This window comes from Methylocystis sp. Sn-Cys, assembly GCF_016745395.1.
GTDB lineage: Bacteria > Pseudomonadota > Alphaproteobacteria > Rhizobiales > Beijerinckiaceae > Methylocystis > Methylocystis iwaonis.
The window spans coordinates 130,474-154,108 of record NZ_JAERVJ010000009.1 but is presented as its reverse complement, the minus strand read 5'-3'; the positions used below and the strand labels follow the sequence as shown (position 1 = coordinate 154,108).

General features: G+C 62.6%; 23 protein-coding genes, 1 tRNA gene and 2 pseudogenes. 15 read left to right on the top strand and 11 right to left on the bottom strand.

The window, feature by feature from the left end:
- Window positions 1–23 precede the first annotated feature (23 nt).
- Window positions 24–254: a hypothetical protein gene (locus JJT62_RS16490; RefSeq protein WP_202073873.1), complete on the bottom strand. Its 231-nt coding sequence runs from the start codon at window positions 252–254 to the stop codon at window positions 24–26.
- Window positions 255–365: 111 nt separating this feature from the next.
- Here JJT62_RS16490 and JJT62_RS16485 point away from each other — a divergent pair, with 111 nt between their 5' ends.
- Complete coding sequence (locus JJT62_RS16485) at window positions 366–887, top strand: hypothetical protein (protein WP_202073872.1); 522 nt, start codon at window positions 366–368, stop codon at window positions 885–887.
- Between the two features lie 14 nt (window positions 888–901).
- Here the strand turns inward: JJT62_RS16485 and JJT62_RS16480 are convergent, their stop codons facing one another.
- The 4 genes from JJT62_RS16480 to JJT62_RS16465 all read right to left on the bottom strand — a co-directional run bounded on the left by JJT62_RS16480 (window position 902) and on the right by JJT62_RS16465 (window position 5,147).
- The gene (locus tag JJT62_RS16480; RefSeq protein WP_202073871.1) at window positions 902–1,909 is read right to left on the bottom strand and encodes a WD40 repeat domain-containing protein; all 1,008 of its coding nucleotides are present in this window, start codon (window positions 1,907–1,909) and stop codon (window positions 902–904) included.
- A gap of 15 nt (window positions 1,910–1,924) precedes the next feature.
- The gene (locus tag JJT62_RS16475; protein ID WP_202073870.1) at window positions 1,925–3,157 is read right to left on the bottom strand and encodes a hypothetical protein; all 1,233 of its coding nucleotides are present in this window, start codon (window positions 3,155–3,157) and stop codon (window positions 1,925–1,927) included.
- Window positions 3,158–3,256: 99 nt separating this feature from the next.
- Entirely contained in the window at window positions 3,257–4,381 is a 1,125-nt protein-coding gene (queG, locus tag JJT62_RS16470) for a tRNA epoxyqueuosine(34) reductase QueG (protein WP_202073869.1), read from the bottom strand.
- An 85-nt stretch (window positions 4,382–4,466) separates the two neighbouring features.
- Window positions 4,467–5,147: a glutathione S-transferase family protein gene (locus JJT62_RS16465; RefSeq protein ID WP_202073868.1), complete on the bottom strand. Its 681-nt coding sequence runs from the start codon at window positions 5,145–5,147 to the stop codon at window positions 4,467–4,469.
- Between the two features lie 111 nt (window positions 5,148–5,258).
- On the opposite strand from JJT62_RS16465, the gene JJT62_RS16460 reads away from it, so the two are divergent.
- The 9 genes from JJT62_RS16460 (at window position 5,259) to JJT62_RS16420 (ending at window position 14,478) form a co-directional block, all read left to right on the top strand.
- A complete protein-coding gene (locus tag JJT62_RS16460) occupies window positions 5,259–5,963 on the top strand; it encodes an SIMPL domain-containing protein (protein WP_202073867.1) in 705 nt (234 codons plus the stop codon).
- Between the two features lie 148 nt (window positions 5,964–6,111).
- Window positions 6,112–6,507: an ArsC/Spx/MgsR family protein gene (locus tag JJT62_RS16455; protein WP_202073866.1), complete on the top strand. Its 396-nt coding sequence runs from the start codon at window positions 6,112–6,114 to the stop codon at window positions 6,505–6,507.
- 62 nt (window positions 6,508–6,569) lie between these two features.
- A complete protein-coding gene (locus JJT62_RS16450) occupies window positions 6,570–6,851 on the top strand; it encodes a hypothetical protein (RefSeq protein ID WP_202073865.1) in 282 nt (93 codons plus the stop codon).
- A 178-nt stretch (window positions 6,852–7,029) separates the two neighbouring features.
- Window positions 7,030–7,992 (top strand): sulfate ABC transporter substrate-binding protein, encoded by a 963-nt coding sequence (locus JJT62_RS16445; protein WP_246744963.1) that lies wholly within the window; start codon window positions 7,030–7,032, stop codon window positions 7,990–7,992.
- Window positions 7,989–8,852, top strand: coding sequence for a sulfate ABC transporter permease subunit CysT (gene cysT, locus JJT62_RS16440; protein WP_202073864.1), 864 nt, complete (start codon window positions 7,989–7,991; stop codon window positions 8,850–8,852). Before JJT62_RS16445 ends, cysT begins: the two co-directional genes overlap by 4 nt.
- Window positions 8,845–9,738: a sulfate ABC transporter permease subunit CysW gene (gene cysW, locus JJT62_RS16435; RefSeq protein ID WP_202073863.1), complete on the top strand. Its 894-nt coding sequence runs from the start codon at window positions 8,845–8,847 to the stop codon at window positions 9,736–9,738. Before cysT ends, cysW begins: the two co-directional genes overlap by 8 nt.
- A 1-nt stretch (window position 9,739) precedes the next feature.
- The gene (locus tag JJT62_RS16430; protein WP_202073862.1) at window positions 9,740–10,834 is read left to right on the top strand and encodes a sulfate/molybdate ABC transporter ATP-binding protein; all 1,095 of its coding nucleotides are present in this window, start codon (window positions 9,740–9,742) and stop codon (window positions 10,832–10,834) included.
- Complete coding sequence (gene tam / locus JJT62_RS16425) at window positions 10,831–11,646, top strand: trans-aconitate 2-methyltransferase (RefSeq protein ID WP_246744949.1); 816 nt, start codon at window positions 10,831–10,833, stop codon at window positions 11,644–11,646. Before JJT62_RS16430 ends, tam begins: the two co-directional genes overlap by 4 nt.
- 342 nt (window positions 11,647–11,988) lie before the next feature.
- Window positions 11,989–14,478: an alginate export family protein gene (locus tag JJT62_RS16420; RefSeq protein WP_202073861.1), complete on the top strand. Its 2,490-nt coding sequence runs from the start codon at window positions 11,989–11,991 to the stop codon at window positions 14,476–14,478.
- Window positions 14,479–14,853: 375 nt separating this feature from the next.
- On the opposite strand, the gene JJT62_RS16415 is transcribed toward JJT62_RS16420, so the two are convergent.
- Entirely contained in the window at window positions 14,854–15,684 is an 831-nt protein-coding gene (locus JJT62_RS16415) for a sugar phosphate nucleotidyltransferase (RefSeq protein ID WP_246744948.1), read from the bottom strand.
- 294 nt (window positions 15,685–15,978) lie between these two features.
- Here JJT62_RS16415 and JJT62_RS16410 point away from each other — a divergent pair, with 294 nt between their 5' ends.
- Complete coding sequence (locus JJT62_RS16410; RefSeq protein ID WP_202073860.1) at window positions 15,979–16,377, top strand: hypothetical protein; 399 nt, start codon at window positions 15,979–15,981, stop codon at window positions 16,375–16,377.
- 111 nt (window positions 16,378–16,488) lie between these two features.
- Here the strand turns inward: JJT62_RS16410 and JJT62_RS19435 are convergent, their stop codons facing one another.
- The gene (locus JJT62_RS19435) at window positions 16,489–17,052 is read right to left on the bottom strand and encodes a CatB-related O-acetyltransferase (protein ID WP_305076402.1); all 564 of its coding nucleotides are present in this window, start codon (window positions 17,050–17,052) and stop codon (window positions 16,489–16,491) included.
- 1,159 nt (window positions 17,053–18,211) lie between these two features.
- Here JJT62_RS19435 and JJT62_RS16400 point away from each other — a divergent pair.
- Window positions 18,212–19,252, top strand: a complete 1,041-nt coding sequence (locus JJT62_RS16400) for a trans-aconitate 2-methyltransferase (RefSeq protein WP_202073858.1) — start codon at window positions 18,212–18,214, stop codon at window positions 19,250–19,252.
- Window positions 19,253–19,455: 203 nt separating this feature from the next.
- Here JJT62_RS16400 and JJT62_RS19255 read toward each other — a convergent pair.
- The 3 genes and pseudogenes from JJT62_RS19255 to JJT62_RS16390 form a co-directional block, all read right to left on the bottom strand.
- A pseudogene (locus JJT62_RS19255) lies at window positions 19,456–19,640 on the bottom strand (IS256 family transposase); the annotation flags it as partial.
- A gap of 48 nt (window positions 19,641–19,688) precedes the next feature.
- Window positions 19,689–19,818 (bottom strand): annotated as a pseudogene (locus JJT62_RS16395) (IS5/IS1182 family transposase); the annotation flags it as partial.
- 27 nt (window positions 19,819–19,845) lie between these two features.
- Window positions 19,846–19,921 (bottom strand) — tRNA-Ile (locus JJT62_RS16390).
- 76 nt (window positions 19,922–19,997) lie between these two features.
- Between JJT62_RS16390 and JJT62_RS16385 the strand changes: the two genes are divergently transcribed.
- Complete coding sequence (locus tag JJT62_RS16385; protein WP_202073857.1) at window positions 19,998–20,645, top strand: class II aldolase/adducin family protein; 648 nt, start codon at window positions 19,998–20,000, stop codon at window positions 20,643–20,645.
- A gap of 27 nt (window positions 20,646–20,672) precedes the next feature.
- Here the strand turns inward: JJT62_RS16385 and mtnA are convergent, their stop codons facing one another.
- Window positions 20,673–21,767: an S-methyl-5-thioribose-1-phosphate isomerase gene (gene mtnA / locus JJT62_RS16380; protein WP_202073856.1), complete on the bottom strand. Its 1,095-nt coding sequence runs from the start codon at window positions 21,765–21,767 to the stop codon at window positions 20,673–20,675.
- Window positions 21,768–21,875: 108 nt separating this feature from the next.
- Here mtnA and JJT62_RS16375 point away from each other — a divergent pair, with 108 nt between their 5' ends.
- Entirely contained in the window at window positions 21,876–22,628 is a 753-nt protein-coding gene (locus JJT62_RS16375) for a peptidase (protein ID WP_202073855.1), read from the top strand.
- Window positions 22,625–23,587 carry an L-threonylcarbamoyladenylate synthase gene (locus JJT62_RS16370; RefSeq protein WP_202073854.1) on the top strand — a complete coding sequence of 321 codons (963 nt, stop codon included), beginning with the start codon at window positions 22,625–22,627 and terminating at the stop codon, window positions 23,585–23,587. The genes JJT62_RS16375 and JJT62_RS16370 overlap by 4 nt, the downstream gene beginning before the upstream one ends.
- Window positions 23,588–23,635 lie beyond the last annotated feature (48 nt).

Sequence of the window (23,635 nt, the reverse complement as noted above, 5' to 3'; positions counted from 1 at the left end):
ATCCCGCTTGCTCCTTTCGCGTCTCAGCTATGTAATTCGCGCCCGCCGGGCCAGGCGGGCTCCTTCTTCTCTTCGTAGTCGCTATAGGCCTTTTTGAGCCCGCTCAACACTTCGGCGGAGGTTTCGAACATGGCCTTGAGCTGCGGCTCATCGACCTTCTCGATGTCCTCGTGCAGGCGGTTGATCGTCTCCTGGAGATAGGCGGCCATCTGGCGGATATGCTGGTGAGGATCGCTTTCGGCTTTGTTGGTCATGGACGTGGCTCTTTGGCGGGGTGGCTCTTTGGCGCCGGTTCATCGGGGTAACACTTAAACCCGAAGGGAGCGGGGGCGTTCCGCGATGGAGGGCTGAGAGGGGCAAACCGCATGAGCAAGGCGCCGCGCAACGCCCGCTCTTTCGAGACGATCGACATCGCGGACCTGCGCCGGCTGGCGGATATTGCGCGCGAGCGGATCGAAAGGGCGTTCATCGCGCATCCCGCCAAACGCGCGCTCTACGACGGCCATCTTCTCGCGATCTGCCTCTGCCAGGGCGCCGCCGATCACTTCCTCGCCCCCGCGGCGAGCGACGGGGTGCAAGACTTCGACATGTGGGCGTTCTTCCGCCCGCGCCCCGGCGCGCGGCTGTGGAATCGCAAGCCCTTCACGGCGGATTTCGGTCCGTCGAGATTCGGGCGCAGCCCGCTGGACCCGCCCAAATACACTGGCCGGCGCGTCGACGTTCTGTGGCGCGACATTCCCTGCGAGACGGGCGTCATGGAAGCGGTCGCGGCCTATTTCAGCGACCCGCAAACCGAAAGCGCGCGCGCCTTGCGCAAGAAGGCGGCCGTTGTGGCCTGGCCCTCAGAAACGGCAGGTTTGGTGATCTGGCGGCCTGCTATCCGATAAAGGAAGCGGCGCCGTTACTGCTTCGGCAGCGTCAGCAGGCCCGCGTCGCCGTTTTCCGCCCCGAACAGCAGGCGCGCGCCTTTGGCGTCCCAGGCCAGCGCGCTGATGCGGGCGTTCTTGGCCTCTTGCGCTGGGCGCCGCACGAGGATCTCCGAACCGTCGGTCACGCGCGCCAGCAGCGCCATCCCGTCCTCGTAGCCGATCGCGACGACCAGCGCGCCGGGATGGAAGGCGACGCGGGTCACAGGCACATTCGTGCGCACGCCGCACTCGCGCGGGCTTTGGCCCATCGGTCCGTCCTTGCCCGAGAAGGGCCAGAGGATGCAGGCGTCGGCGCCCGAGGTCGCGAGCCATTTTCCGTCGAAGGACCAGGAGAAGCTGCGGGTTTTGCCGGGATAGCCCGCCATGCGCATATGTTTGGCGTCGGCGATGCGCCAGCCGTGCAGCGTGTTCTCCTGCATGGAGGTGACGAGGAAGCGCCCGTCGGGCGAGATCGTCGTATCGAGATGCGAGCCGCTCCAGGAGAGAACCTCGGGCTTGCCGGCGTTGGGGAACCACAACGTCGCGCCATTGTAATGGGCGGCGGCGAGGCGGTAGCCCTTGGGGAAGAAGGCGAGGCCACGGCAGGTCGAGGGCAGATCAATCGACTTCACTTCTCCCTTGGCCGAGCGGGCGCGGGCGTTGCGGCCGGCCGACCATGCGATTGCGCCTTCATGCAGGGCGAGCGCGTCGATCCATTTGCCGTTCTCGTCGGCGATGGTTTCGAGCGCGCCAGTGGCGTCGATCGCGACCACGCGGCCGTCGTCGCCGCCGGTGACGAGGCGCCGGCCGTCGCTCGACGCCACGAGTATGGCGGCGTCGGGATGCGCGGCGACCCGGCGGCTGTCCTCGGCGTCGCCGAGAAAAACATTGCCGTCGGCCAGCGCGAAGGCGGGCGTATCGCCGAGCCAGGCCCCTGCGACGACGGATTCGCCGAGCGCGAGCGGCTCGACCGCGGAGGTCAGCGACGGATATTCAGCCAAGGAAAAACTCTTTCGTCAGACGGCGTCGTCAGCCGGGCGCGCGCCAAGGCCGATCGGCAGGACCGGGCGGCGCTTGCGGAATTGACCGCGCATTACCAGAGCGAAGGCGATGGCGTCGAGCCCCGCGAGCGTCAGCCACCAGAGCTGCTCGGCGGCCGGACCCAGCAGGCAGATGACGAAGCCGGCCGCTACACCCCCGAGCAGAAAGGGCGCGAGGGCCGTGCGCGCCTGGCCGACGACGAGGCTCGCCCGGGCAAGGGCCAGCGCAAGCGCGGCCGCGCCCAGAGCCCCGAGATCGAACCAGATTTGGAAGATCAGGCTGCGCGGGGTGGTCGGCGGCAGATAGCCGCCAAGCACGCCCCAGGTCGCCGCGCCGAAGCCATGGCCGAGCAGCGTGCGCAGCCCGTCGCTGGCGATCATCCGGCCCCAGAAGGCGAGGTGCTTGAAGAATTCGGGCGAATGTTCCGGCCAAATAACTTGCGTCGCAAGCGCCGCCAAAGGCGCGACCAGCACGACCGCCGCCATGAAGCCAGCCAGCACGCGCGATCCGGCCCGCGCTCGCCCGAAAGCGAATCCGAAGACGATCCCGCCGCCGATGAGGGCCGGCAGCGCGTTCGGCGCGCCTGCGAGGAAGCAGGCGAGGAGGGTGGCGAGCCCCAAGCCGCCGGCCATGACCCAGCGACCGCGCACCGCCAGGGCGCCCATCGCCGGCCAGACAAGCAGAGCGAGGCCGAGACCGGCGCGCCCGAGCGGGCTCACGTCGAGAATGTCCTCCACCGAGTATTTCGGCGCGGTCAGCAAAGTGATGGCGACGAGCGCGACGGCGGAGGCGGCGACGCCTATCGGCAGCAGATTGAGGTTGGAGGTCTTGGTGCGCAGCGGCATGAAGCTCGCCGCGGCCGCAACGAGCGCCATGGTCGCCGCCGCCTTGCCAAAGCGTTCGGCCGGTCCCTCGAAGGGCGTCCAGACAAGCGACACGCCGGCCCAAAAGGCGAGAAGCAGCGCCGCCCAGACCGGCGGCGAGGCCAGAAGCGCCTTCAGCGAGCTTCCAGAATAATTGTTGCTGGAGAGCAGGGCGGAGGCGAGGAGCAGCGCCGCGCCGACCGGCAGCAGGATATAGACCGTCTGCCGTGCGAGGATCGGCGCGAGCAGCGAGATCACGAAGAGCATGAACACGCCGATCCTGAGCAGAAGGCGCGCGGCCTCCTCGGATGGGTCGTCTGCAGGTCCGCGTGAGAAACTGGTCATTGGCGCGCCGGCTGGCTCGATCGGGTCTTTATCTTCTTCAGATTAGATCGAAATGCTGATCGGCAAGTGTGCTGCAGCGCACGAAATTGATCCTTGAGACTATTTTTTTCTAAAGTGTGTCACTTTTGCCCATTCGTTGCGAACGCTCTCATCGCGCTCGGAGGCGTAAAGCTGCCGCAATGCAACGAGACGTTGTGGCGCGAGCTTGGCGAGAGCCCAGACCGCGGCGCCGCGCACGAGCGAATCGGGGTCTGTGAGGAGCCGCTCGGCTTGATTCGCGAGCGAGGCCGCGCCGCTGTTGCCGATGGCGATGAGAACATTGCGGATGAAGCGCGCCCGGCCGATCCGCTTGATCGGCGAGCCGGAAAAGAGGGCGCGAAAACCGGCGTCGTCGAGCTGCGCGAGCTCGGCGAGGGCGGGGCTTTCCAACTCCGGCCGGGCGGCGAGCTTCGCCTCGCGCGCGTCCCGGGCGAATTTGTTCCAGGGGCAGACGGCGAGGCAATCGTCGCAGCCATAAATCCGATTGCCGATGGCGTCCCGGAGCGCGTGCGGGATCGGACCCTTATGTTCGATCGTGAGGTAGGAGACGCAGCGGCGCGCGTCGAGCTGATAGGGCCCGGTGAAGGCGCCTGTCGGGCAGGCGTCGAGGCAGTTGCGGCAGGAGCCGCAATGGTCGCGCTCGGGCGCGTCGGGCGTAAGCGCCAGATCGGTGAAGATTGCCCCGAGAAAGAGCCAGGAGCCGAAATCGCGGGCGACGAGGTTGGTGTGCTTGCCCTGCCAGCCGAGCCCCGCCTGTTGCGCGAGCGGCTTCTCCATGACCGGGGCGGTGTCGACGAAAACCTTCACATCGCCGCCGCCGGCGCGCTTGAGCATGAAGGCGGCGAGCTGTTTCAGACGCCCTTTGACGATGTCGTGATAATCGCGATGGCGCGCATAAACCGAGATCGCGCCGGCCTCGCGGTTGGCGAGCGCGGCGAGGGGATCGATCGAGGGTCCGTAATTGAGGCCCAGCATGACGACGCTCTTCGCCTCGGGCCACAATGCCTTTGGGGAGACGCGGCGGTCGGCGGTCTCCGCCATCCAACCCATGTCGCCATGCGCGCCGGATTCAATCCATGCACACAGGCGTTCGGCCAATAGGGGATCAGCCTCTGCAGTGGTGAAGCGGCAGGCGTCGAATCCGAGGCTGAGGGCGTGGGCGCGGATCGCGCTCTCGGTTGTCATACGGCCGCACATATAGCATCGGACCGCGAGCCTTCAGGCTCGCTTCAGAAAAATGCGCGCCGGAAGGCGCGCGGTCCGGGCAGGCTTAAAAATCCAGCTCGGCGTAATAGGGGCCCGGCGTCATGCCCGGCGCGCGATCGGCGAGCAGCGGGCGGAAGGCCGGCCGCGACTTGATGCGCTGATACCAATGTTTGGCCGCCTCGTCCTCCTCCCAGGGGGCGTCGCCGAGATAGTCGACGCAAGAGAGATGCGCGGCGGCGGCGAAATCTGCGTAAGTGAGGCGATCGCCCGCGATCCAATTCCGCGCGCCGGTCAGATAGCCGATATAGCGCATGTGATGACGGACATTGGCGCGCGCGATGCGCACGAGGTCCATGTCCGGCGCGCCGCCCTGCGGCGAAAAGCGCTTGTAGACCTTCTCAGTGACCAGCCAGCTCGTCACTTCCTCGAAGAACTTCACATTGAACCAGTCGACGAGCCGGCGCGTCTCGATCCGCGCGAGCTTTTCCGGCGGCAGAAGGCGTTGCGGTCCCTGCTGGGCGCCGTAGGTCTCGTCCAGATATTCGGCGATCACGGCGCTTGGCACGATTGTCCCGTCGTCGTCGATGAAGACGGGCGTCCGACCGGCGGGATCGAGCGAGAGGAATTCCGGGCGGCGGTCTGTGGCGCGTTCCTCGATCAACTCAACGGCGACGCCATATTCCGCGAGGGTGAGCCGGACGAAGCGTGAATGCGGGCAAAGCGGGTAATGGTAAAGAAGGGGCATGAGGCCTGTTCGCGGCGCGCGGGACGACCACGCTCGGTTCCTGTATGGTTGAACTCGGCTAAAGCCGCAAGCGGGCGCTTTTGCGGCTGCACTTTGGCGCAGGGATATGCCATGATTCGTTTCATCCTCGCAGCGACAATGATCTTTTGCGGCTTCGCCCGGGCAGAATCCCTCAAGGACACGACGCCCAATGTCTCTGTCGTCGGCGAGGCGTCGGAGGAGATCGCCCCGGACCGGGCCGTCTTGCATTTCGGCGTCATAACCGAGCGTCCGACAGCGGCGGCGGCGTCTTCCGACAACGCCAAAGCGATCGAGGCCATCCTTTCGCAGCTCGAGACGATGGGCGTCGCCAAGGCCGACGTGCAGACGCAGGGCGTGTTTTTGTCCCCGATTTCCACCGAGGATCGGGACGCCAAGGGCAAGGCGAAAACCGTTCAAGCCTATCGGGCGAGCAATAGTCTGGCGGTCTTCGTGAAGCCCGCCGAGAAAGCCGGAGACGTCATCGGCGCGGTGATCGACAAGGGCGCCAACAGCGTCGACGGCGTCGATTACGACAATTCGGATCTGACCGCGAAACGCGACGCTTTACGGGCCGCAGCGGTGAAGGACGCCGAGCGGCGCGCGCGGGTTTACGCCGAAGCCGCGGGCCTGCGGCTCGGGCGCGTCGTGGAGATTCGCCCGTTCGACGAAGCCGCGCCGAGGCCGATGTCGGAGGCCCGCGTCGCGATGGCGCGCGACGCCTTTTCGGCGCCCCTGCGGCCGGGTTTGCAGCGCGTCACCGAGCGCGTCTCCGTCACCTGGGCGCTCGCGCGTTGATTTCTCAAGAGTTGGGCAGACTGCGCGAAATTAGAGCGTGGCGCCTGGGCGCTTGCATGTCATTCGGGCGCCGCATCGCGGCATTACGCGCTATAATATGTGGTGCGATAGGCAAAATGTATATCGCCGTCTCGTAGAGAGGCTGCCAATGGCGAATGTCATTTTCTATGAAAAGCCCGGCTGCGCCAGCAATGCGAAACAAAAAGCGCTGCTGCTCGCCTCGGGCCATCAGGTGGACGTCCGCGACCTTCTCCACGAGCCCTGGAGCGCGTCGAGCCTGCGTCCCTATTTCGGGGCCAAGCCTGTGCGCGAGTGGTTCAACGCCGCTTCCCCGCGCGTGAAATCGGGAGAGGTGAATCCCGACGCCGTGAATCCGCAGGAGGCGCTGGTGATGTTGATCCTCGACCCCGGCCTCATCCGCCGGCCGCTCATGCGGGTCGGCGACCACTGCGAGTCGGGCTTCGATCCCGCCGCCGTGAACCGGTGGATCGGGCTCAAGCCCGATGCCGAGGGCGTCTCGGATCGCTGCGCGATGGACGCCTGATAAACGGGAACCGAACGGCGTCTTGCGCATTTCTTTCGAAACGGAGCGAGAGGCGCGGGCTGATGCCGCTTGAGCATATCGATTCAGAAATCGTGCGGGAGGACAATGGCTTCTCCTTTTCGATGCGCATTCGGGGCGCCCAGCAGACTGTGCGGGTGTTCATTTCGGACGACGCTCTGGAGGGCGATTCCGCGCTTCCCGACGACGACGAGCTGAGAGGCCAGCTCGACGCCGACCGTGCGGCGCTGGAGGCCGTGGCCAGCGAGAAATACGCCCGCGGCCAGGTGGCCGCCGACGGCGTCGTCGCGATCACCCTTTCGGATGTGGTCAAATTCATCGATTAGACTGTGGATAATTCTGAAACCTCAACGGGGCGAAAAACCCCCTTGCCAAATAGTCTATTCCGACTATAGACTTTCTAGGTCTAATAGATGGAGTAGAAAGATGCATAAGGGGTGGGGGAAGGTCGACGCGCTTCTTCGCATGTTGGCGTTGGCTGGGGCTTTTGGCGTATTCGGCGGCATGTCCGCCCAGGCGGGGCAGGCGCTGCTGAACGTCTCCTACGATCCGACGCGCGAGCTCTATAAGCAGATCAACCCGGCCTTCGCCGCGGACTGGAAGGCCAAGACCGGCGAGACGATCGAGCTGCAAGCCTCGCATGCCGGCTCCGGCGCGCAGGCCCGCGCGGTGATCGACGGCCTCAACGCCGACGTCGTGACATTGGCGCTCGCCGCCGACATCGACGCCATTGCGACGAAGACGGGGAAGATCCCCGCCGATTGGCAAAAGCGCCTTCCGAACAACGCCTCGCCCTACACCTCGACGATCGTTTTCCTGGTCCGCAAGGGCAATCCGAAGGGGATCAAGGATTGGAGCGATCTCGCCAAGCCCGGCGTCGCGGTCATCACGCCCAATCCCAAGACCTCCGGCGGGGCGCGCTGGAACTTCCTCGGCGCCTGGGGCTATGGATTGGATAAATTCAAGGGCGACGAGGCCAAGACCAAGGACTTGGTCAAGGCCATCTACAAGAACGCCCCTGTGCTCGATACGGGCGCACGCGGCTCCACCATCACCTTTGCCCAGCGCGGATTGGGCGACGTGCTGATCGCTTGGGAGAACGAGGCTTTCCTGGCGCTGCAGGAATTCGGCGCCGATAAATTCGAGATTATTGCGCCGAAGCTCTCGGTGCTGGCCGAGCCGCCCGTCGCGGTGGTCGACGGCAATGCGGAGGCCAAGGGCAACAAGAAAGTCGCCGAGGCCTATGTCAATTTCCTCTACACGCCGCAAGCGCAGGCGATCATCGCGAAGAATTTCTATCGCCCCGCGCATCCGGAAGCCGCGGCGAAGGAAGATCTGAAAAGACTGCCCAAGATCGAATTCTTCACGGTCGATAAGACCTTCGGCGGCTGGGCCGCTGCGCAGAAGAAGTTCTTCGCCGACGGCGGCGTGTTCGACGACATCCAGAAACAAGAGCCTGCGAAGTGACCTCCCCGACCTTCGCAGGACGCAACGCTCGGCGCTTCAAAGCGCCGAGCGTCATCCCCGGCTTCGGCCTCACCTTTGGCTACACGCTGCTCTATCTGGGGCTTGTCGTGCTGTTTCCCCTGGCGACGCTGGTGTGGCGTTCGTCGGGGCTCGGATTTTCCGGCCTTTATCATATTGCCATCGAGCCGCGCGTGGCGGCGTCTCTGCAGACAACCTTTTCGATCGCCTTTTTGGCGGCGATCATCGATCTCATCTTCGGCCTGATCGTCGCCTGGACGCTGACGCGCTACGATTTCCCCGGCCGGCGCCTGCTCGACGCCTTCGTCGACTTGCCTTTCGCTTTGCCCACGGCCGTCGCGGGCATTTCGCTCGCCGCGCTTTACGCGCCCAACGGCTGGTTCGGCGCGCCGCTCGCGGATATTGACGTGAAGATCGCCTTCACGCGCTGGGGCATTCTCGTCGCGCTCGTCTTCATCGGCCTGCCTTTTGTCGTGCGCACCGTGCAGCCGATCATTTCGGAGCTCGAAGTCGAGCTCGAAGAAGCCTCCGGCACGCTTGGCGCCTCACGCCTGCAAACGGTCGTGCGCGTGCTTTTGCCGCCGCTCGTGCCCGCGCTGCTGACCGGCTTCGCGCTCGCCTTCGCACGCGGCGTCGGCGAATATGGCTCGGTGATCTTCATCTCTGGCAACATTGCTTATGTGTCGGAGATTGCGCCGCTGCTGATCGTCGTGAAGCTGGAGCAATATGACTACGCCGGCGCCACGGGCATTGCGACCATCATGCTCGCCATTTCCTTCATCGCGCTGCTCGTCATCAATTTGATCCAGGCCTGGAGCCGCAAGAGGTTCGGTCATGTCTGAGACCGCCGTCGCATCTCTCCCACGCACCCGCACGGGCGCGAAAGTGCGTCCCGTCACGCAGGATGCGCCCGCCACGCGCCATCTGCTGATCGCGACGACCTTCGTCTTTCTGCTGATCTTTCTCTTCGCGCCGCTGGCCGTGGTTTTTTCCGAGGCCATGGCCAAGGGTTTGCCGACCTTTCTGGAGACGTTCAGCGAGCCGGACGCCATCGCGGCGGTGAAGCTCACTTTGATCGTCGCAGCCATCGCCGTGCCCGCCAATCTCATCTTCGGTCTTGCGGCGGCCTGGTCGATCGCGAAATTCTCTTTCCCCGGTAAGAGCCTTTTGGTCACGCTGATCGATTTGCCCTTCTCCGTGTCGCCGGTCGTTTCAGGTCTCGTCTATGTGCTGGTGTTCGGCGCGCAGGGTCTCTTCGGCCATTGGCTTTCGGCGCATGGGTGGCAAGTGGTCTTTGCTGTGCCGGGCATTGTGCTCGCGACGATCTTCGTCACCTTCCCCTTCGTCGCGCGCGAGCTCATTCCGTTGATGCAGGAACAGGGAACTGTGGAAGAAGAAGCGGCGCTCACCCTCGGCGCTTCGGGCTTCACCACCTTCCTCACTGTGACGCTGCCCAATATCAAATGGGGCCTGCTCTACGGCGTGCTTCTGTGCAACGCCCGCGCAATGGGCGAATTCGGCGCCGTCTCCGTCGTCTCGGGCCACATTCGCGGCTCGACCAACACAATTCCGCTTCAGGTGGAGATTCTCTACAATGAGTACAACAACGTCGCCGCTTTCGCGCTCGCGGTTCTCCTTGCAGGCCTGGCGCTCGTCACGCTCGGCATCAAAACCTTCCTCGAATGGCGGCACGCCGACGCTCTCGCAGCGCGCGGAAGGCGGCACTGACATGCGGAAGCAGGGTTTTTCGATCCGCGTCGAAAATGTCGCGCAAGACTTCGGCGCTTTCGCCGCGCTACGCGACGTGAGCCTCGACATTCAACCGGGAGAGCTTGTCGCGCTGCTTGGTCCCTCGGGTTCGGGCAAGACGACGCTTCTTCGCGTGATCGCGGGGCTGAACGCGCCCGATCGCGGCCATGTCTATTTCGACGGCGAGGACGCTACCAATCTTCCCGTGCAGGATCGGCGCGTCGGTTTCGTGTTTCAAAATTATGCGCTCTTCAAGCACATGACCGTGGCCGATAACATCGCCTATGGCCTCAAGGTGCGTCCGCGACGCGCGCGGCCGTCGCGCGGCGATATTGCGGCGCGCGCCGCGGAACTTTTGAAATTCGTGCAGCTCGAGGGGCTCGGCGATCGTTATCCGGCGCAGCTCTCGGGCGGCCAGCGCCAGCGCGTCGCGCTCGCCCGCGCGCTCGCCATCGAGCCGCGCGTGCTGCTGCTCGACGAACCCTTCGGCGCGCTCGACGCGCGTGTGCGCAAGGATCTGCGTCGCTGGCTGCGTGAGGTGCACAAGGAGACGGGCCTCACCACCGTTTTCGTTACGCACGATCAGGACGAAGCCATGGAGCTTGCCGATCGCGTCGTCGTGTTGAACGAGGGGCGCATTGAACAGATCGGCACGCCTGCGGAGCTTTACGACCAACCGGCGTCGCCTTTCGTGATCTCCTTCGTCGGCGAGGCGGTGGCGCTTCCTGTCAACGTCGACGCAGGCCATGTGGTCTTCGGCGATCGCAAGCTTCACATCGACACGCATGGTCTGCGCAGCGGCCCCGCGCGCGTGTTCTTCCGTCCGGCGGATATTGCTGTCGCGGCGGATGGCGCGGGCGAGCTGGAAGGGCGCGTGGAAAGCCTGCGCCGCACGCCGGCCGGCGTGCGCGCGACCATTGCGATCGACGGCTACGACCAGACGCTCGAAATCGACTCGCCGCTCGATCGGGCGGCGGCGCTCGGCGATCGTGTGCCGCTGTCTCTCGCCAAAGCCCGGATTTTCCCAGCGAGCCAGAAAGAAGTCGATTACGTGCAGGCGGGGGAGGGCATTTGACCGCCGTCTCGGTCGACGATTCCCCTTTGACGCGCGCCGCGACGGGCGACTGGAACTCGGATCTCTATCTGAAGTTCGAGCAAGAGCGCACGCGCGCCGCGCGCGATTTGCTGGCGCGCATCCCATTTTGCGAAACGCGGCTCGTTTATGATCTCGGCTGCGGCCCGGGCAACAGCACGGAATTGCTGACGCGCAGCTTTATGGGCGCGGAGGTCGTGGGCGTCGACAAGTCCGACAATATGCTCGCTGTCGCCCGCGAGCGCGTGCCAGGCGCGCGCTTCATCAAGGAAGACATTGCCGATTGGGCGCCGCCCGAACATGCCGACGTCATATTCGCCAACGCCGCGCTGCATTTTCTTCCCGATCATCGAAAGCTGATGCAGGCGTTGCTCGATTCGCTGCGGCCGGGTGGGCGCCTCGCAGTGCAAATGCCAGACAACACCCATGAGTTCTCTCACGCCGCCATGCGCATGGTGGCGGCGGACGGTCCTTGGGCCAATCGGCTGGTGCCTGTCGCGAAATCATTCACGGTCATCGGACAGGCCGACGAATATTACGATCTTTTCGCGCCTTTTTGCCAGCATATCGACATTTGGCAAACGGTCTATATCCATCCGCTCGATGGTCACCAGGGCGTCGTCGATTGGTTTGAAGGTTCCGGGTTGCGTCCGTTCCTCGATTTATTGAATGCGGAAGAGTGCGCGGACTTTCTCTCGCGCTATCGCGATCGTCTCGCGCAAGCCTATCCGAGGCAACCCAACGGCAAAGTGCTTCTGCGTTACCCGCGACTCTTCTTTGTGTTGCAGAAATAGCAATAGCGGCGCTCTCGCCGGGCGAGCGCGAGCCAAAAGCCCAATCTACCCGTATTTTGCCTTGTCGCGGAACGACCGCTAGCCTAGCGCGCTTTCCGCTCGCATGGAATCATGCGAGCGATGAGAAAGCGCGCAGATTCAGAAAGCTGGAGCGCTTTCATGCGAGCATTTGGTCGCCACGGGCGCGGGCGCAGTGTGGCATTACGGCAACGGTTTAGCGTAAAAGATTATATAGTCTATTAATTCCATAGACAGGTAGGGCTGGCTGGGTTTGAATTGGAATCGGAAATGCTAGCGACGATGCGGCGCGGGCAGGGGACAATTAAAGGACGAGGGGTGGGGATGCTAAATTTGCAGCGGCAGTTGAAGCTCGGGGTCGCGGTCGCGGCGCTTGTGGCGATCGCGCCCGCTTGGGCTCTTGCCGAAGAAAAGGCCGCCGCCAATGCGGTCGAGACGAAAGCGCAAGAGACAAAAAAGAAGGCTTCCGGGTCGAACAAGCCGTTGAAGCCCGTTGCTGGTCAGCCGGCCGAAGCCAAGCCCCAAGGACCGAAAAGCTATTATGTGCCTACGCGCGCCTATCGTCTGGAGCCGCAGCCGGACATCCCGCCCTATGTGCGCAACCTCGGCAAGACCTATAAGGAGTTCGAGGGAATCGACTGGCTGAACGTCGGCCTCGATTCACGCGCGCGATTCGAATATCGCCAGAACGACTACCGGCCGTGGACCAACACGTCGCAGAACCCGCCGTCGTCGCAGCGCAAAATGTTCCCGAATTCGCTCTGGCTGTCGCGCACGCGCGTCTATCTCGGCATCCAGAACATTCTCGACCCGTTCCGCGCTGTGGTCGAGTTCCAGGATTCGCGCGCATTCAACAGCATCTATCAGTACCAGGGCCAGGAGATAAACGAGACCGATCTGATCTCCGCCTATGGCGAACTCTACTTCAAAGACGCCTTTGGTAAGGACGATCGCGGCAACGATCGACCCTTGATGGCGCGCGCCGGCCGCTTCCATTTCGAGCTGCTCGACCGTCGTCTGATCGCGGAAAATGAATTCCGCAACACGACGAATAATTTTGAAGGGTTTCGCGTCAAGATTGGCAAGAAGGACAACGACTGGGATCTCGACAGCTTCCTGATGCGGCCGGTGGTGCGTTACCCCTATCAGTTCGACCGGCCCGACTGGCAGAACTGGATTTACGGCAGCGTGCTCAGCATCCGCCGTTGGTCCGAATATGCGACGGTGCAGCCTTACTTCATTGGCCGAAAGCAATTCGCCGACCCCTTCAACACATCGAATTCGCTCAAGGTCGCGCGCGAGACCTATGCGCCGGGCGTGCGCATTTATGGCGTGCTCGGCAATTTCGACTATGACTTCGACATCAACAAGCAGCTCGGCTACACCGGCGAGTTCGCGGCGATCGGCGCGAATACGACTGCCGTGCAAAGGACCGTGCAGCTCGACTCCATCGCTTATGGCATCGAGGCGGGCTATACTTTCGCCGATCACCCCTGGAAGCCGCGCGTCAGCCTGGTTTACACATATGGCTCCGGCGACAAGAGCCCTTACGACAGCGCCAGCCAGAATTTCGACATCTTCTACGGCTTCAATCAGCCCTTCTCTCGAAACGACTATATGGCGTGGAACAATATGAAGGCGCCGAAGGCGCGCCTCGAGTTCACGCCAGCGAAAAACCTGCAGATCGACACGGCCTTCAGCGCCTATTGGCTGGCAAGCGCCGCCGGGGCGTGGGACCGCGCCAATCTCTCTGCCCCGCTTGGCAATAGAGGGACTTTCGTCGGCACGGAGTTCGACATCCGCGCCCGCTACAAGCTTTCCCAATTTATCAATCTGACGGCGAGCTACGCCCGATTCTGGCCGGGCTCCTTTACGTCGAGCTTCGCGCAGGCGGTGGCGCTGCAGCCTTATTATCCGCAGTCCTTCCCCGGTCAGACGGGAACGACGAACGGGCTGACGGCCAAGCCGACCGACTTCTTCTATCTCGAAGCGAGCGTGAACGCCTTTGGCGACGGCCAGCCGATTACGAAGGATCCGGTGTCGCAGTTCTGGGACGGCGTCAAGCTGAATGCTACGGAAGCGAAAGCGCCGAGCTGGCGCGACGTCTATGTCGGTCTGAACGGGGGCGGGGCTTGGTCGAGCCCGTTCTGGAACGGCGCCGTCTATCCCATCAGCAATGCGGCCGCGAGCACGCCCGTGGCGCTTGCGTCGACGATGCCCGCCGGCTCCAGCAATCTTGCCGGTTTCATCGGCGGCCTCCATCTCGGCACGAACTGGAGATTCGACAATAATGTCGTGGCGGGCCTGGAGGCCGATCTTCACGGTGTCTCCGGCAATACGGCGACGAAGTGGCAGGCGAACCTGGTTCCCGTCGGGGCGAACGCCTTCATCAATTACGACCAACGTACCGCGACGCTCAATTATCTCGGCACGATCCGCGGCCGGCTCGGCTATCTGGTGACTCCCACCGTTCAGCTCTACGGCACGGGCGGCATGGCCTATGGCGGCGTGACCTCGAATACGGCGCTGTTCACGCGGCGCGCGGCGGGCGCGAATATCACCAACGCCACGGCGACGTTCGACGATTCGCGCATCGGCTGGACGGCGGGCGGCGGCGTCGAATGGATGTTCATGCCGAATTGGTCGGCGAAGGCAGAGTATCTTCGTTACGACCTCGGATCAGTCTACGCCCGCGGCGTCGCCGTTCAGCCCAACGGCTTCTATGCCGTCGCAACGAATACGCGCACGACATTCGACGGGAATCTCATCCAGGCGGGGATCAGCCGGCATTTTGATATGCTGAGCAAGGACTGAACCCCGGCGCTCCTGTCGTTCCCGACGCTCGCGTCTCGAAGGACGAAGCCGCCTCGGAAGTTCGGCAACAAGTTGAGGCCCGCGGGGTTCCCGCGGGCCTGTTTTATAATAAGAACCAATCACAGATATCCGCTTGATTGGTTCGGTGTTGATCCCGGCGCTCGCAAAACGAGCGATCGGAATTACCGCCGTCATTGCGAGGAGGCGGAGCCGACGAAGCAATCCAGCGCCGCATCGCAGCCCTGGATTGCTTCGCTTCGCTCGCAATGACGGCTCTGAGCGAAAGCACCGCTCTTATGGCTCTGGGTTCCCGGTCGGGCTTTCAGCCCGCCGGGAATGACACGTCCCCATGCGCGCTATACAAAGGAAATGGCGTCATTCCGACCCTAGGAAGAGCTGCCGATCCTCGGCGAACATTTTCTGAGCCAGCGCGAAATCGTCCGGCCGGCCGATGTCGAGCCAGACGCAATCGTCCTGGAAGCAGCGAATGTCTTTTCCCGCCATTTTCATCCGCAAAAGAAGCTCAGGCATATCGAGATACGCATTCGTTTCGATATGCGGCCGGACAGCGTCCGCGTTCAGAATGTAGATTCCCATGCTGACGAGATAGCTGTTCTGCGGCTTCTCGTAATAGGCAGTCAATCGGCGCTCGGCGTCGATCTCCACCAGGCCGAATTCGAGCTTCACATTGCGTTGGAAGACGCCGACGGAAGCATGCGCGCCCTTCTCCCGATGCTGGCGCATCATGCCGTCGAGGTCGAGCGTCGTGAGGAGATCGCCGTTCGTCACGAAGAAATCGCCGTCGAGGTCGCCCAGCACGGCGCCGAGCCCGCCAGCCGTGCCGAGCGGACGGTCTTCGCCCTTGTAGCGAATATCGAGGCCGAGAGACGCGCCGTCCCCGAAATAAGCTTCGATCAGATGGCGCAGATGGCCGACGGCCAAAATCACCTCGGTGACGCCGGCCATTTTCAACCGCCGCAGCAGCAGCTCGAGGATCGGCATATCATCCAAAGGGATGAGCGGTTTGGGAAAATGCGCCGAATAGGGATAGAGGCGCGTCCCCTTCCCTCCCGCCATCACGACGGCCCGAAGGATTGGCCTCGCGGCGCCGGCCGTTGCGTCGGATGGCGGCGGAAGCTCCCGCTCGCGCGCCTCCTGCAGGGGAGGCGCATATCCAATGACGCCGGAATCCGCGTGACGACGCATTTGCGACCTCCTGCACAGCGAGCCAAACCCGGCGTCGCCTTTCTCCCTTGCGAACGCCGCTTTCTGTCCCTGCCAAGCGCTGCGCGCCCGTCTGTTTGCCGGGGGCGCGGGGCACTGTTTGTAAGGCCGCGCAGACAAGGACCGCAATTTGGCGATTCGGCTTAAGCGCGCCGCGCCTTGGCGGCGGACGTCGGCTCGGCCAAGAGAGCAGCGAGAGAGCCGCGAGAAAAAAATCACTGAAACACACGCTGGATCGGAGCGTTATGACCTATCTTCCAACTGGAGACCGTGGTCATGACCATGCCAAGACTCAATCGACACGTGGCCGGCCCTGCGGCGCTGCTCGCGCTGATCGTCGGACTCGGCCTTATTGGCGGGACAAGGTCTAGTCGTATAGCAGAAAGCCTGAACGATACGGTCGATGCGTCGAGCTTGCTTTCTGCTGTTCAAAACGCGCCGCGCGAGCTCTACGGCTACGCCGCGCCCACGCAGCCCGCTTCACCCGCGAAGCCGGACTCGACCTATTGGAGCGCGGACGAGTGGCAAGTCGCCGCCAGCGCCGTCGAGAAGCTCCGCTCGGCCAGAAACGGGCAGGGCGCGGCGATGACGTCCGGTTCAAAGATCGTGTGGCAGCCGCCGGAGGAAATCTCGAGCAAGAGCCGCAATGAGCGTGAGACCCAACCGCGCAAGTGAGCCCGTCCAGGCTCCGCCGTTTGGGCAACACAAAGGGCGCTGGATTGTTCCGGCGCCCGCTTTTTTATTTCCACGCGCCGATGGTTGCGCCGGACGCAAAAAGGCATTGATTTAGGCATCCATGCTCCTCAATCCAAATTCACGAATGAAATCGTTAATCGGACGATAGAACCACTCCGAGCGAGCGATTACATCCTCTGCAGCCCACTCCCACCACGCGATTTCCAGTAAGGCTTCGATTTCCGGGTCGCTGAAGCGAAATTTTAGAACGCGGGCAGGGTTCCCTACGACAATCGCATATGGTGGCACATCTTTTTTCACCACCGCGCCCGCGCCGATCACTGCGCCATGCCCTATCTGAACTCCGGCGCCGATCAATGCGTTACGGCCAATCCAAACATCCGAGCCGATTACGAGCGGTCCCTTCACACAATAAGTTCGGGTCGGATTTGCCTGACCCTGGAGGAAATTATCAAACGGCCACGTAGAAACTGTGTTGTAATAGTGTTCGCCGCCAGCCATGAGCACTGCATTGGCAGCGATCGAACAATATCTCCCGATAATAATCTCTTCAACGCCAAATGTGTGAAATGCGACTGACGGATCCCAATAAGTTGCTCTTCCAATAGAAATGCCGTCTGAAACTTGATCGTTAAATAAATCGCGTGATTGCATAGACATCATAGGTTCCCTATTTTTGACACATATAAGAAATATAACTTTATATGCGCTAGATAGCAACAGTAAAAGACGTGTCACCTTCTCAAGGCGTGCCGCAATCGGATTAGTAGTGACGACCGTTGCTGCTGTCATCCTATGAAACACCAAACGCGCGGCTCCGAGACCTCTTTATACGAAGAAACTATGCGGAGGAGAATGTGCTGGCTAATAGAAGGTATATTTGAAAATCTACAAGAATCATGCCGCCGTCGATGCTCTTTCTGGAGTGGGAGTACGCTTACGCCCATTACCTCGCTCTCACTCTTTTCGCCTATAGCAAGAGATTGATTCACAAAAATCATTGCCACGAATGGCCCGCAGCTGAAAATTACGGTAAAACACAGATGGCAAGTTATTAATATAATATACTACAAGGTCGCATTATTTTCAACAAAACAAGGAAGCGATGGCATTTACTTGGTTCCGGAAGCTCCGCCCGCCCCTGAGCCACCGGCTTTTTTAACTCTGAATGGCCCCGGATTCACGCCTGATTCCTAAGAGCTTGTCCGAAAACACCTTGAGGCACCTGAAAGGGTTGTGATTGAAAGGCGACGACGATTAAGCTTCTCCGTCCCGCTCTCCCGCTCAATGAGACGCCCGCGAATGTCGGCGACCGCTCTGCTTGCGGAAATGGCGCGCGGCAGAGACTGCAGGCGACCGCCCAAGCCCTCGCGCCGTTTGTCGAGGCGCTGTGACAGCACAGCTTTCAAAAGCGTCAGCACGTGTCTTGGCCGGCTTGACCAATTACGATTGATGGGCTTAAATTGGATCAAATAGAGATTTCCTTTCTGTAGATTGTTTTTGAGGAGCTGAGGCCAATGCCCTTTCAGCTATTTTCAGCGTTCGAAGTGACAGCAAATCCGGGGAATGTCCCCGCTTTTTTCATAGAAAAGCAGAACAACAAGCGCCTCGTCGAGATCGAGGAGATGCCGCCAACGACAAGCACACCCTAGCTGACGCGCAACTCGCTCGCCGGTTCGAAATCCGCTTTGTCCATCCCAGGCATAGATCGCGGCCCTGACTTTCGAGGTCACGCGTTGAGATCGTCTATGTTTTGACCGTTGACCATTTGATGCAACCCCTTCCTTTCAGCCCTTTTTCACGGAGACGCACGATGCCGCAACCGAAAATCTGGCACGACAATACGACCGCGCGCTTTGTCGGCGACACGTTCAAACGCATTCGCGCAGTCTTACGCCCCGGAGAAACGCGACCGCTTTTCATCGCAGATGCAGTCGCGGGAACTGAAGAGCGTGAGCACGAGCTGGAAACCAAAAGCCAACTGCAATGGATGCAGGATTTTCAGGATTTTACGAACGGCATAAATACTTACTTCCGAATGTCCGAAATATACAAATCACTGTATCAAAACTACTGCGACAGCGGCGTCAATTTGGAACTAAATCCTGTAGATAATGAATTTGCGGCAGGGACCCCCATGCAGGCGTACCTTGACGTGGGGATCGACGCGCTTCGCGTCATCATTGGAGCCCTCGTAAACACGGGCCGCCAACCGCCCAAAACGATACTGGATTTCCCTAGCGGGTCTGGCCGCGTGACCCGACATCTGCAAGCATTCTTTCCAGACGCCGTCGTTGTCGCCTCAGACCTCTACGACAGACATCTGCAATTCTGTGCTGAAATATTGAAAGTCGAAACGATCGTTTCACGTGAGAATTTCGACGAGATCGATTTTCAGCGTGAATTCGATCTGATCTTCTGCGGGTCGCTCCTCACGCACCTCCCTGAACCGCAATTCCGTGCTGCTTTAAGGCTATTGGCGCGGAGTCTAAGCCCAACCGGCATCGCCATTGTGACAGTTCACGGACGGCGCTCGGAATACATACAAAAGAACAAACCCGACGGCTGGAATTACCTTCCTGATGTCGCCTATGCCGCAAAAGACGCCGAAACCCTTATTGCTAAAGAAGGTTTCGCTTATGTCGAATACGACAGCAGCGTGACGACTGCCCTATTTCCGAAGCAGCAAACCTACGGCGTGAGCTTCAGCCGCCCCCCATTGGACAATGAGCCTGGCGGAAGACGAAAAAAGCACTCGTATTCTGGGCTACATCGAGCGCGGCTGGCACAACCACCAGGACGTGCTCATCATCGGACGTCCCGAAGTAAACGCTTTTTGAGAACGCAGTCTTAACTTTCCATTGCAGTTACGCCTAGCGTGGAAACAGAAGCTGTTAACTCAGCTGCAGCATTGATCCCGAGGTCGAGCCAATAGTCGCCCCCGGGGTTACGGTAATAGGTAAGCGCAAGCTCAATGCGCCGTTCAGTTGGCCCCTTGCAGACCAATTCGACGGCTGTTGCTACGCCGCCCATTGAGCCTCCACCGTGGTCAGTTAAACGGCGGGTAGATCGATTGCGACGCTGCCAACGATCATACTCCTCCTGCCAGGACTCAATCAGACGCGCAATGATGCTGGGCGATAGATTCGGGGCGTCTGGGCCAAGAAGGGGCTTCAGCGCCCTCCTGCAGGTCCCCCATCGAGACGCTCTGCAGATGAAGAAAACGGCAGCAAGGCATCGAGGAAACCAACGCCCCTCTGGCAGTGTTGGATGAAACAGGCCATGCGCAAGAGCGTGCCGCCCCAATCCCACAAGTCAAAATAATCGTAGACGGTCGATCGCGGCTGCAAATCATTCGCAGCCGGTGCTCCGCACGTAAAGCAAAGCGTTGACGATTTCCCGCAGGTTCACCGTGCGTTTAGGCTATCCATAAGTATTTGAAAACATTGGTAGGCCGGGAGGGACTCGAACCCCCAACCAGACCGTTATGAGCGGTCGGCTCTAACCATTGAGCTACCGGCCCCTGTCGTCCCGGGGACGTTACGTCCTATACAGCAATCTGCCGGGCGGGCAATATCGTCGCGCGAAATGGGGCGGGGATGACGGAAGCCGCGAAACGAAGGGCCATCGTGGACGGGGCGCTCGAGCTCGAGCGCCTCGGGCTCAATCATGGCTCCGCTGGCAATCTGTCGTTGCGCGACGGCGCGGCGGCGCTCGTGACGCCGAGCGGCGTGCCGGCGCGGGAGCTTGCGCCCGAGGCGATCGCGCGCATGACGCTCGCCGACGGTAGCGGCGCCTATGAAGGGCCGCTGCCGCCGTCGAGCGAGTGGCGTTTCCATCTCGATGTTTATCGCGCCCGGCCGGACGTCGGCGCCGTCGTCCATATGCATTCCACCTATGCGACGACGCTCGCGACGCTGCGGCGCGAGATACCCGCCGTTCATTACATGATCGCGGCCTTCGGCGGGCCGACCGTCCCCTGCGTCGGCTACGCCGCCTATGGCACGGCGGAGCTTTCCCGGCTCGTCGTCGAGGGGCTGAGAAATCGCGACGGCGTGTTGTTGGCGAACCACGGCGCGATCGTCACGGGGCCCGACATGCGCAAGGCGCTGTGGCGCGCGGTGGAGCTGGAGGCGCTGGCGCGGGTCTATTATCTCGGCGCGCTGGCGGGCGCGCCGGTCATATTGCCGGATGACGAGATTATGCGGACGGTGGAGCGGTTCAAGACTTACGGGCCGCGCCAGTAGGCGAGCCGTCGTCGCAAGACCCAGAGCTTAGGCCGCAAGCTCCGGGAACAACCCCGCTAGCCCTTCCTTAGACGCCGCGCAGACGCCGCGCTCTGTGATGAGCCCGGTGACATAGCGCGCGGGCGTCACGTCGAAGGCCCAGTTGCGCGCGGGGGAGCCCGCCGGCGTCAGCCGAACCTCCGAGACAGCGCCGTCGGAGCCCAGGCCAGCGATATGCGTCACCTCGCGCGCGTCGCGTTCCTCGATCGGAATGTCGGCGACGCCGTCGGCGATGCGCCAGTCGATCGTCGAGCTGGGCAAAGCGACATAGAAGGGCACGCCATTGTCATGCGCCGCGAGCGCCTTGAGATAGGTGCCGATCTTGTTGCAGACGTCGCCCGCGCGCGTCGTGCGGTCCGTGCCGACGATCATGAGATCGACGCGCCCATGCTGCATCAGATGGCCGCCGGCGTTGTCGGCGATCACCGTATGGGGAACGCCTTCGCTCAACAGCTCGAAGGCGGTGAGGCTCGCGCCCTGATTGCGCGGGCGCGTCTCGTCGACCCAGACATGAAGCGGAACGCCCGTCCGCGCCGCCTTGTAGATGGGCGCCAGCGCCGTGCCCCAATCGACGGTCGCGAGCCAGCCGGCGTTGCAATGGGTCAGGATATTCACCGGGCGGCCGGGGTTCTGTTCCGCCACAGCGCGGATGAGCGCCGCGCCATGATCGCCGATCGACTCGCAGCAGGCGACGTCCTCCTCGGCGATGCGCCCGGCCTCGGCATAGGCGCGCGCTGCGCGCGTCTCAGGGGGCGCCGCAAGCAGCAGCGCTTTCACGCGGTCCAGCGCCCAGCGCAGATTCACCGCGGTGGGGCGCGTAGCGAGCAATTGGGCGTAGGCGGCCTCGATGGCGGCGTTGCTCGCGTCTCTCGCTGCGGCGAGCGCGAGGCCATAGGCGCCGGTCACGCCAATCAACGGGGCGCCGCGCACGACCATGTCGCGAATGGCGCGCGCCGCGTCGTCGAGACTGTCGAGCGCCAGCGTCTCGAAGCGGTGGGGCAGGCGGGTCTGGTCGATCACATGGACACGCCGCCCATCTGCGTCGAGCCATATCGTCCGATAGTCGCGGCCGTCGATCCGCATCCTCCGCCCCCGCACACGATGCCTCTTGCTTTCGGCCCTTGTGCCTTCAGGTGAGGAACTTGTAAACCGGGGCGACCGCGAGCGTCGCGGCGTCGCTGGAGAGCTTCCATGACCTATTGCTGCGGCATTCTGGTGCGCGACGGGCTGGTGCTCATCGCGGATACGCGCACCAACGCCGGCCTGGATAATATCGCGACCTTCCGCAAGCTCCATGTCTTCGAGAAGCCCGGCGAGCGCGTGCTGATGCTTGCTACGGCGGGCAATCTCTCCGTGACGCAGGGCGTGGTGAATTTCCTCAATGAGGGGTTCGAGAACCCGGAGACGGGCGAGATCGAAAGCGCCATGACCCCGCAAACCATGTTGCAGGCGGCGCATCTCGTCGGCCGCGCCGTGCGCCGCTCGTTGCAGGAGGCGTCGCCGTCGGGCGAGCAAGCGAGCGGCGTCAGCTTCGATGTTTCGCTGCTGCTCGGCGGGCAGATCGGCGGCGGCGCGCCGCGCCTCTTTATGATCTATACGGCTGGCAACGCCATCGAATGCACGCCGGACACCAATTATCTGCAGATCGGCGAGCACAAATACGGCAAGCCCATTCTCGACCGCGCCGTGAACTATGAGAGCGACCTCTATGACGCGCTCAAAATTGGGCTGATCTCGATGGATTCAACTATCCGCTCCAATCTTTCGGTGGGCTTGCCGATCGACATTGCGCTTCTGCGCAGGGGCGATATGAAGCTCGAAGTCTCGACGCGCATCGACGCGAATGACGAATATTTCCGCGATCTTCGCGAAAGCTGGTCGAAAGCGCTGCGCGCGGCGCATATGGCGATCCCCGCGCCGCCCTATCGCGGCCGCGAGCCGTGACCATTCTCGCGCCCGCCGACGCCGTAGAGATTGCGCGCGCCGCGGAGATTTTGCGCGGCGGCGGGCTCGTCGCCTTTCCAACCGAGACGGTCTATGGGCTGGGCGCCGACGCCACCAGCGCCTGGGCCGTGGCGCGCATCTATGACGCCAAGGGGCGGCCCTCCTTCAATCCGCTGATCGCTCATGTCGCAGATTTGGAGGCGGCGCGGCGCGAGGCGCTGCTGCCGGAGGCGGCGATCGGGCTGGCGGAAGCCTTTTGGCCGGGGCCGCTGACGATCGTCGCGCCGGTCGCGCCCGGCGGATCCGTCTGCGAGCTGGCTCGCGCCGGCCTGCCGAGCGTCGCTTTGCGCATCCCAGACCATCCGGTAGCGCGGGAGTTGATCTCGGCGCTGGGCAAGCCCGTCGCCGCGCCCTCGGCAAACCGCTCGGGCCATGTGAGCCCGGTGACGGCGGCGCATGTGGCGGAGGATTTGTCCGGGCGGGTGGATATGATCCTCGACGGCGGCCGCGCGACCGCCGGGCTCGAGTCGACGATCGTCTCCTTCTGCGACGCATCGCCGGTCCTGCTGCGGCCGGGCGCCATTGCGCGTGAGAAGATCGAGAAGGTTCTGGGCGCCAAGCTCTGCGCGCCCACCCGCGCCGAAGTGATGGCGCCGGGCATGACGGCCTCCCACTATGCGCCGAATGCGCGGCTGCGGCTGGAGGCGCATGAGGTGAAGGCGGAAGAGGGCGCGCTCGATTTCGGCGCCCGGCTGACCGCGCTTGCGGCGCCGGGGGCGCTGGTTCTCGATCTCTCGCCGCAGGGCGATCTCGTCGAAGCGGCGGCCAATCTCTTCGCCTATCTGCGGGAGCTCGACGCGCGCGGCGTCGAGAAGGTCGCCGTCGCGCATATTCCCGAAAGGGGGCTGGGCGAGGCGATCAATGACCGTTTGAGACGGGCGGCTGCGCCGCGGGTCTAATGGACCGCGCGCCTTCAGGCTCGCAGAAATGCGCGCCTGAAGGCGCGC

What these genes read in the sequence shown, in the direction of transcription:
- JJT62_RS16385 (WP_202073857.1), top strand. Translation starts at nt 19,998, where the DNA reads ATGACGGAAGCCGCGAAACGAAGGGCCATCGTGGACGGGGCGCTCGAG.
- JJT62_RS16415 (WP_246744948.1), bottom strand. Translation starts at nt 15,684, where the DNA reads ATGCGTCGTCACGCGGATTCCGGCGTCATTGGATATGCGCCTCCCCTG.
- JJT62_RS16400 (WP_202073858.1), top strand. Translation starts at nt 18,212, where the DNA reads ATGCCGCAACCGAAAATCTGGCACGACAATACGACCGCGCGCTTTGTC.
- JJT62_RS16445 (WP_246744963.1), top strand. Translation starts at nt 7,030, where the DNA reads ATGTCCGCCCAGGCGGGGCAGGCGCTGCTGAACGTCTCCTACGATCCG.
- mtnA (WP_202073856.1), bottom strand. Translation starts at nt 21,767, where the DNA reads ATGCGGATCGACGGCCGCGACTATCGGACGATATGGCTCGACGCAGAT.
- JJT62_RS16465 (WP_202073868.1), bottom strand. Translation starts at nt 5,147, where the DNA reads ATGCCCCTTCTTTACCATTACCCGCTTTGCCCGCATTCACGCTTCGTC.
- JJT62_RS16475 (WP_202073870.1), bottom strand. Translation starts at nt 3,157, where the DNA reads ATGACCAGTTTCTCACGCGGACCTGCAGACGACCCATCCGAGGAGGCC.
- JJT62_RS16430 (WP_202073862.1), top strand. Translation starts at nt 9,740, where the DNA reads ATGCGGAAGCAGGGTTTTTCGATCCGCGTCGAAAATGTCGCGCAAGAC.
- JJT62_RS16450 (WP_202073865.1), top strand. Translation starts at nt 6,570, where the DNA reads ATGCCGCTTGAGCATATCGATTCAGAAATCGTGCGGGAGGACAATGGC.
- queG (WP_202073869.1), bottom strand. Translation starts at nt 4,381, where the DNA reads ATGACAACCGAGAGCGCGATCCGCGCCCACGCCCTCAGCCTCGGATTC.
- JJT62_RS16485 (WP_202073872.1), top strand. Translation starts at nt 366, where the DNA reads ATGAGCAAGGCGCCGCGCAACGCCCGCTCTTTCGAGACGATCGACATC.
- JJT62_RS16490 (WP_202073873.1), bottom strand. Translation starts at nt 254, where the DNA reads ATGACCAACAAAGCCGAAAGCGATCCTCACCAGCATATCCGCCAGATG.
- cysW (WP_202073863.1), top strand. Translation starts at nt 8,845, where the DNA reads ATGTCTGAGACCGCCGTCGCATCTCTCCCACGCACCCGCACGGGCGCG.
- JJT62_RS16410 (WP_202073860.1), top strand. Translation starts at nt 15,979, where the DNA reads ATGACCATGCCAAGACTCAATCGACACGTGGCCGGCCCTGCGGCGCTG.
- JJT62_RS16420 (WP_202073861.1), top strand. Translation starts at nt 11,989, where the DNA reads ATGCTAAATTTGCAGCGGCAGTTGAAGCTCGGGGTCGCGGTCGCGGCG.
- JJT62_RS16455 (WP_202073866.1), top strand. Translation starts at nt 6,112, where the DNA reads ATGGCGAATGTCATTTTCTATGAAAAGCCCGGCTGCGCCAGCAATGCG.
- JJT62_RS19435 (WP_305076402.1), bottom strand. Translation starts at nt 17,052, where the DNA reads ATGCAATCACGCGATTTATTTAACGATCAAGTTTCAGACGGCATTTCT.
- JJT62_RS16460 (WP_202073867.1), top strand. Translation starts at nt 5,259, where the DNA reads ATGATTCGTTTCATCCTCGCAGCGACAATGATCTTTTGCGGCTTCGCC.
- JJT62_RS16375 (WP_202073855.1), top strand. Translation starts at nt 21,876, where the DNA reads ATGACCTATTGCTGCGGCATTCTGGTGCGCGACGGGCTGGTGCTCATC.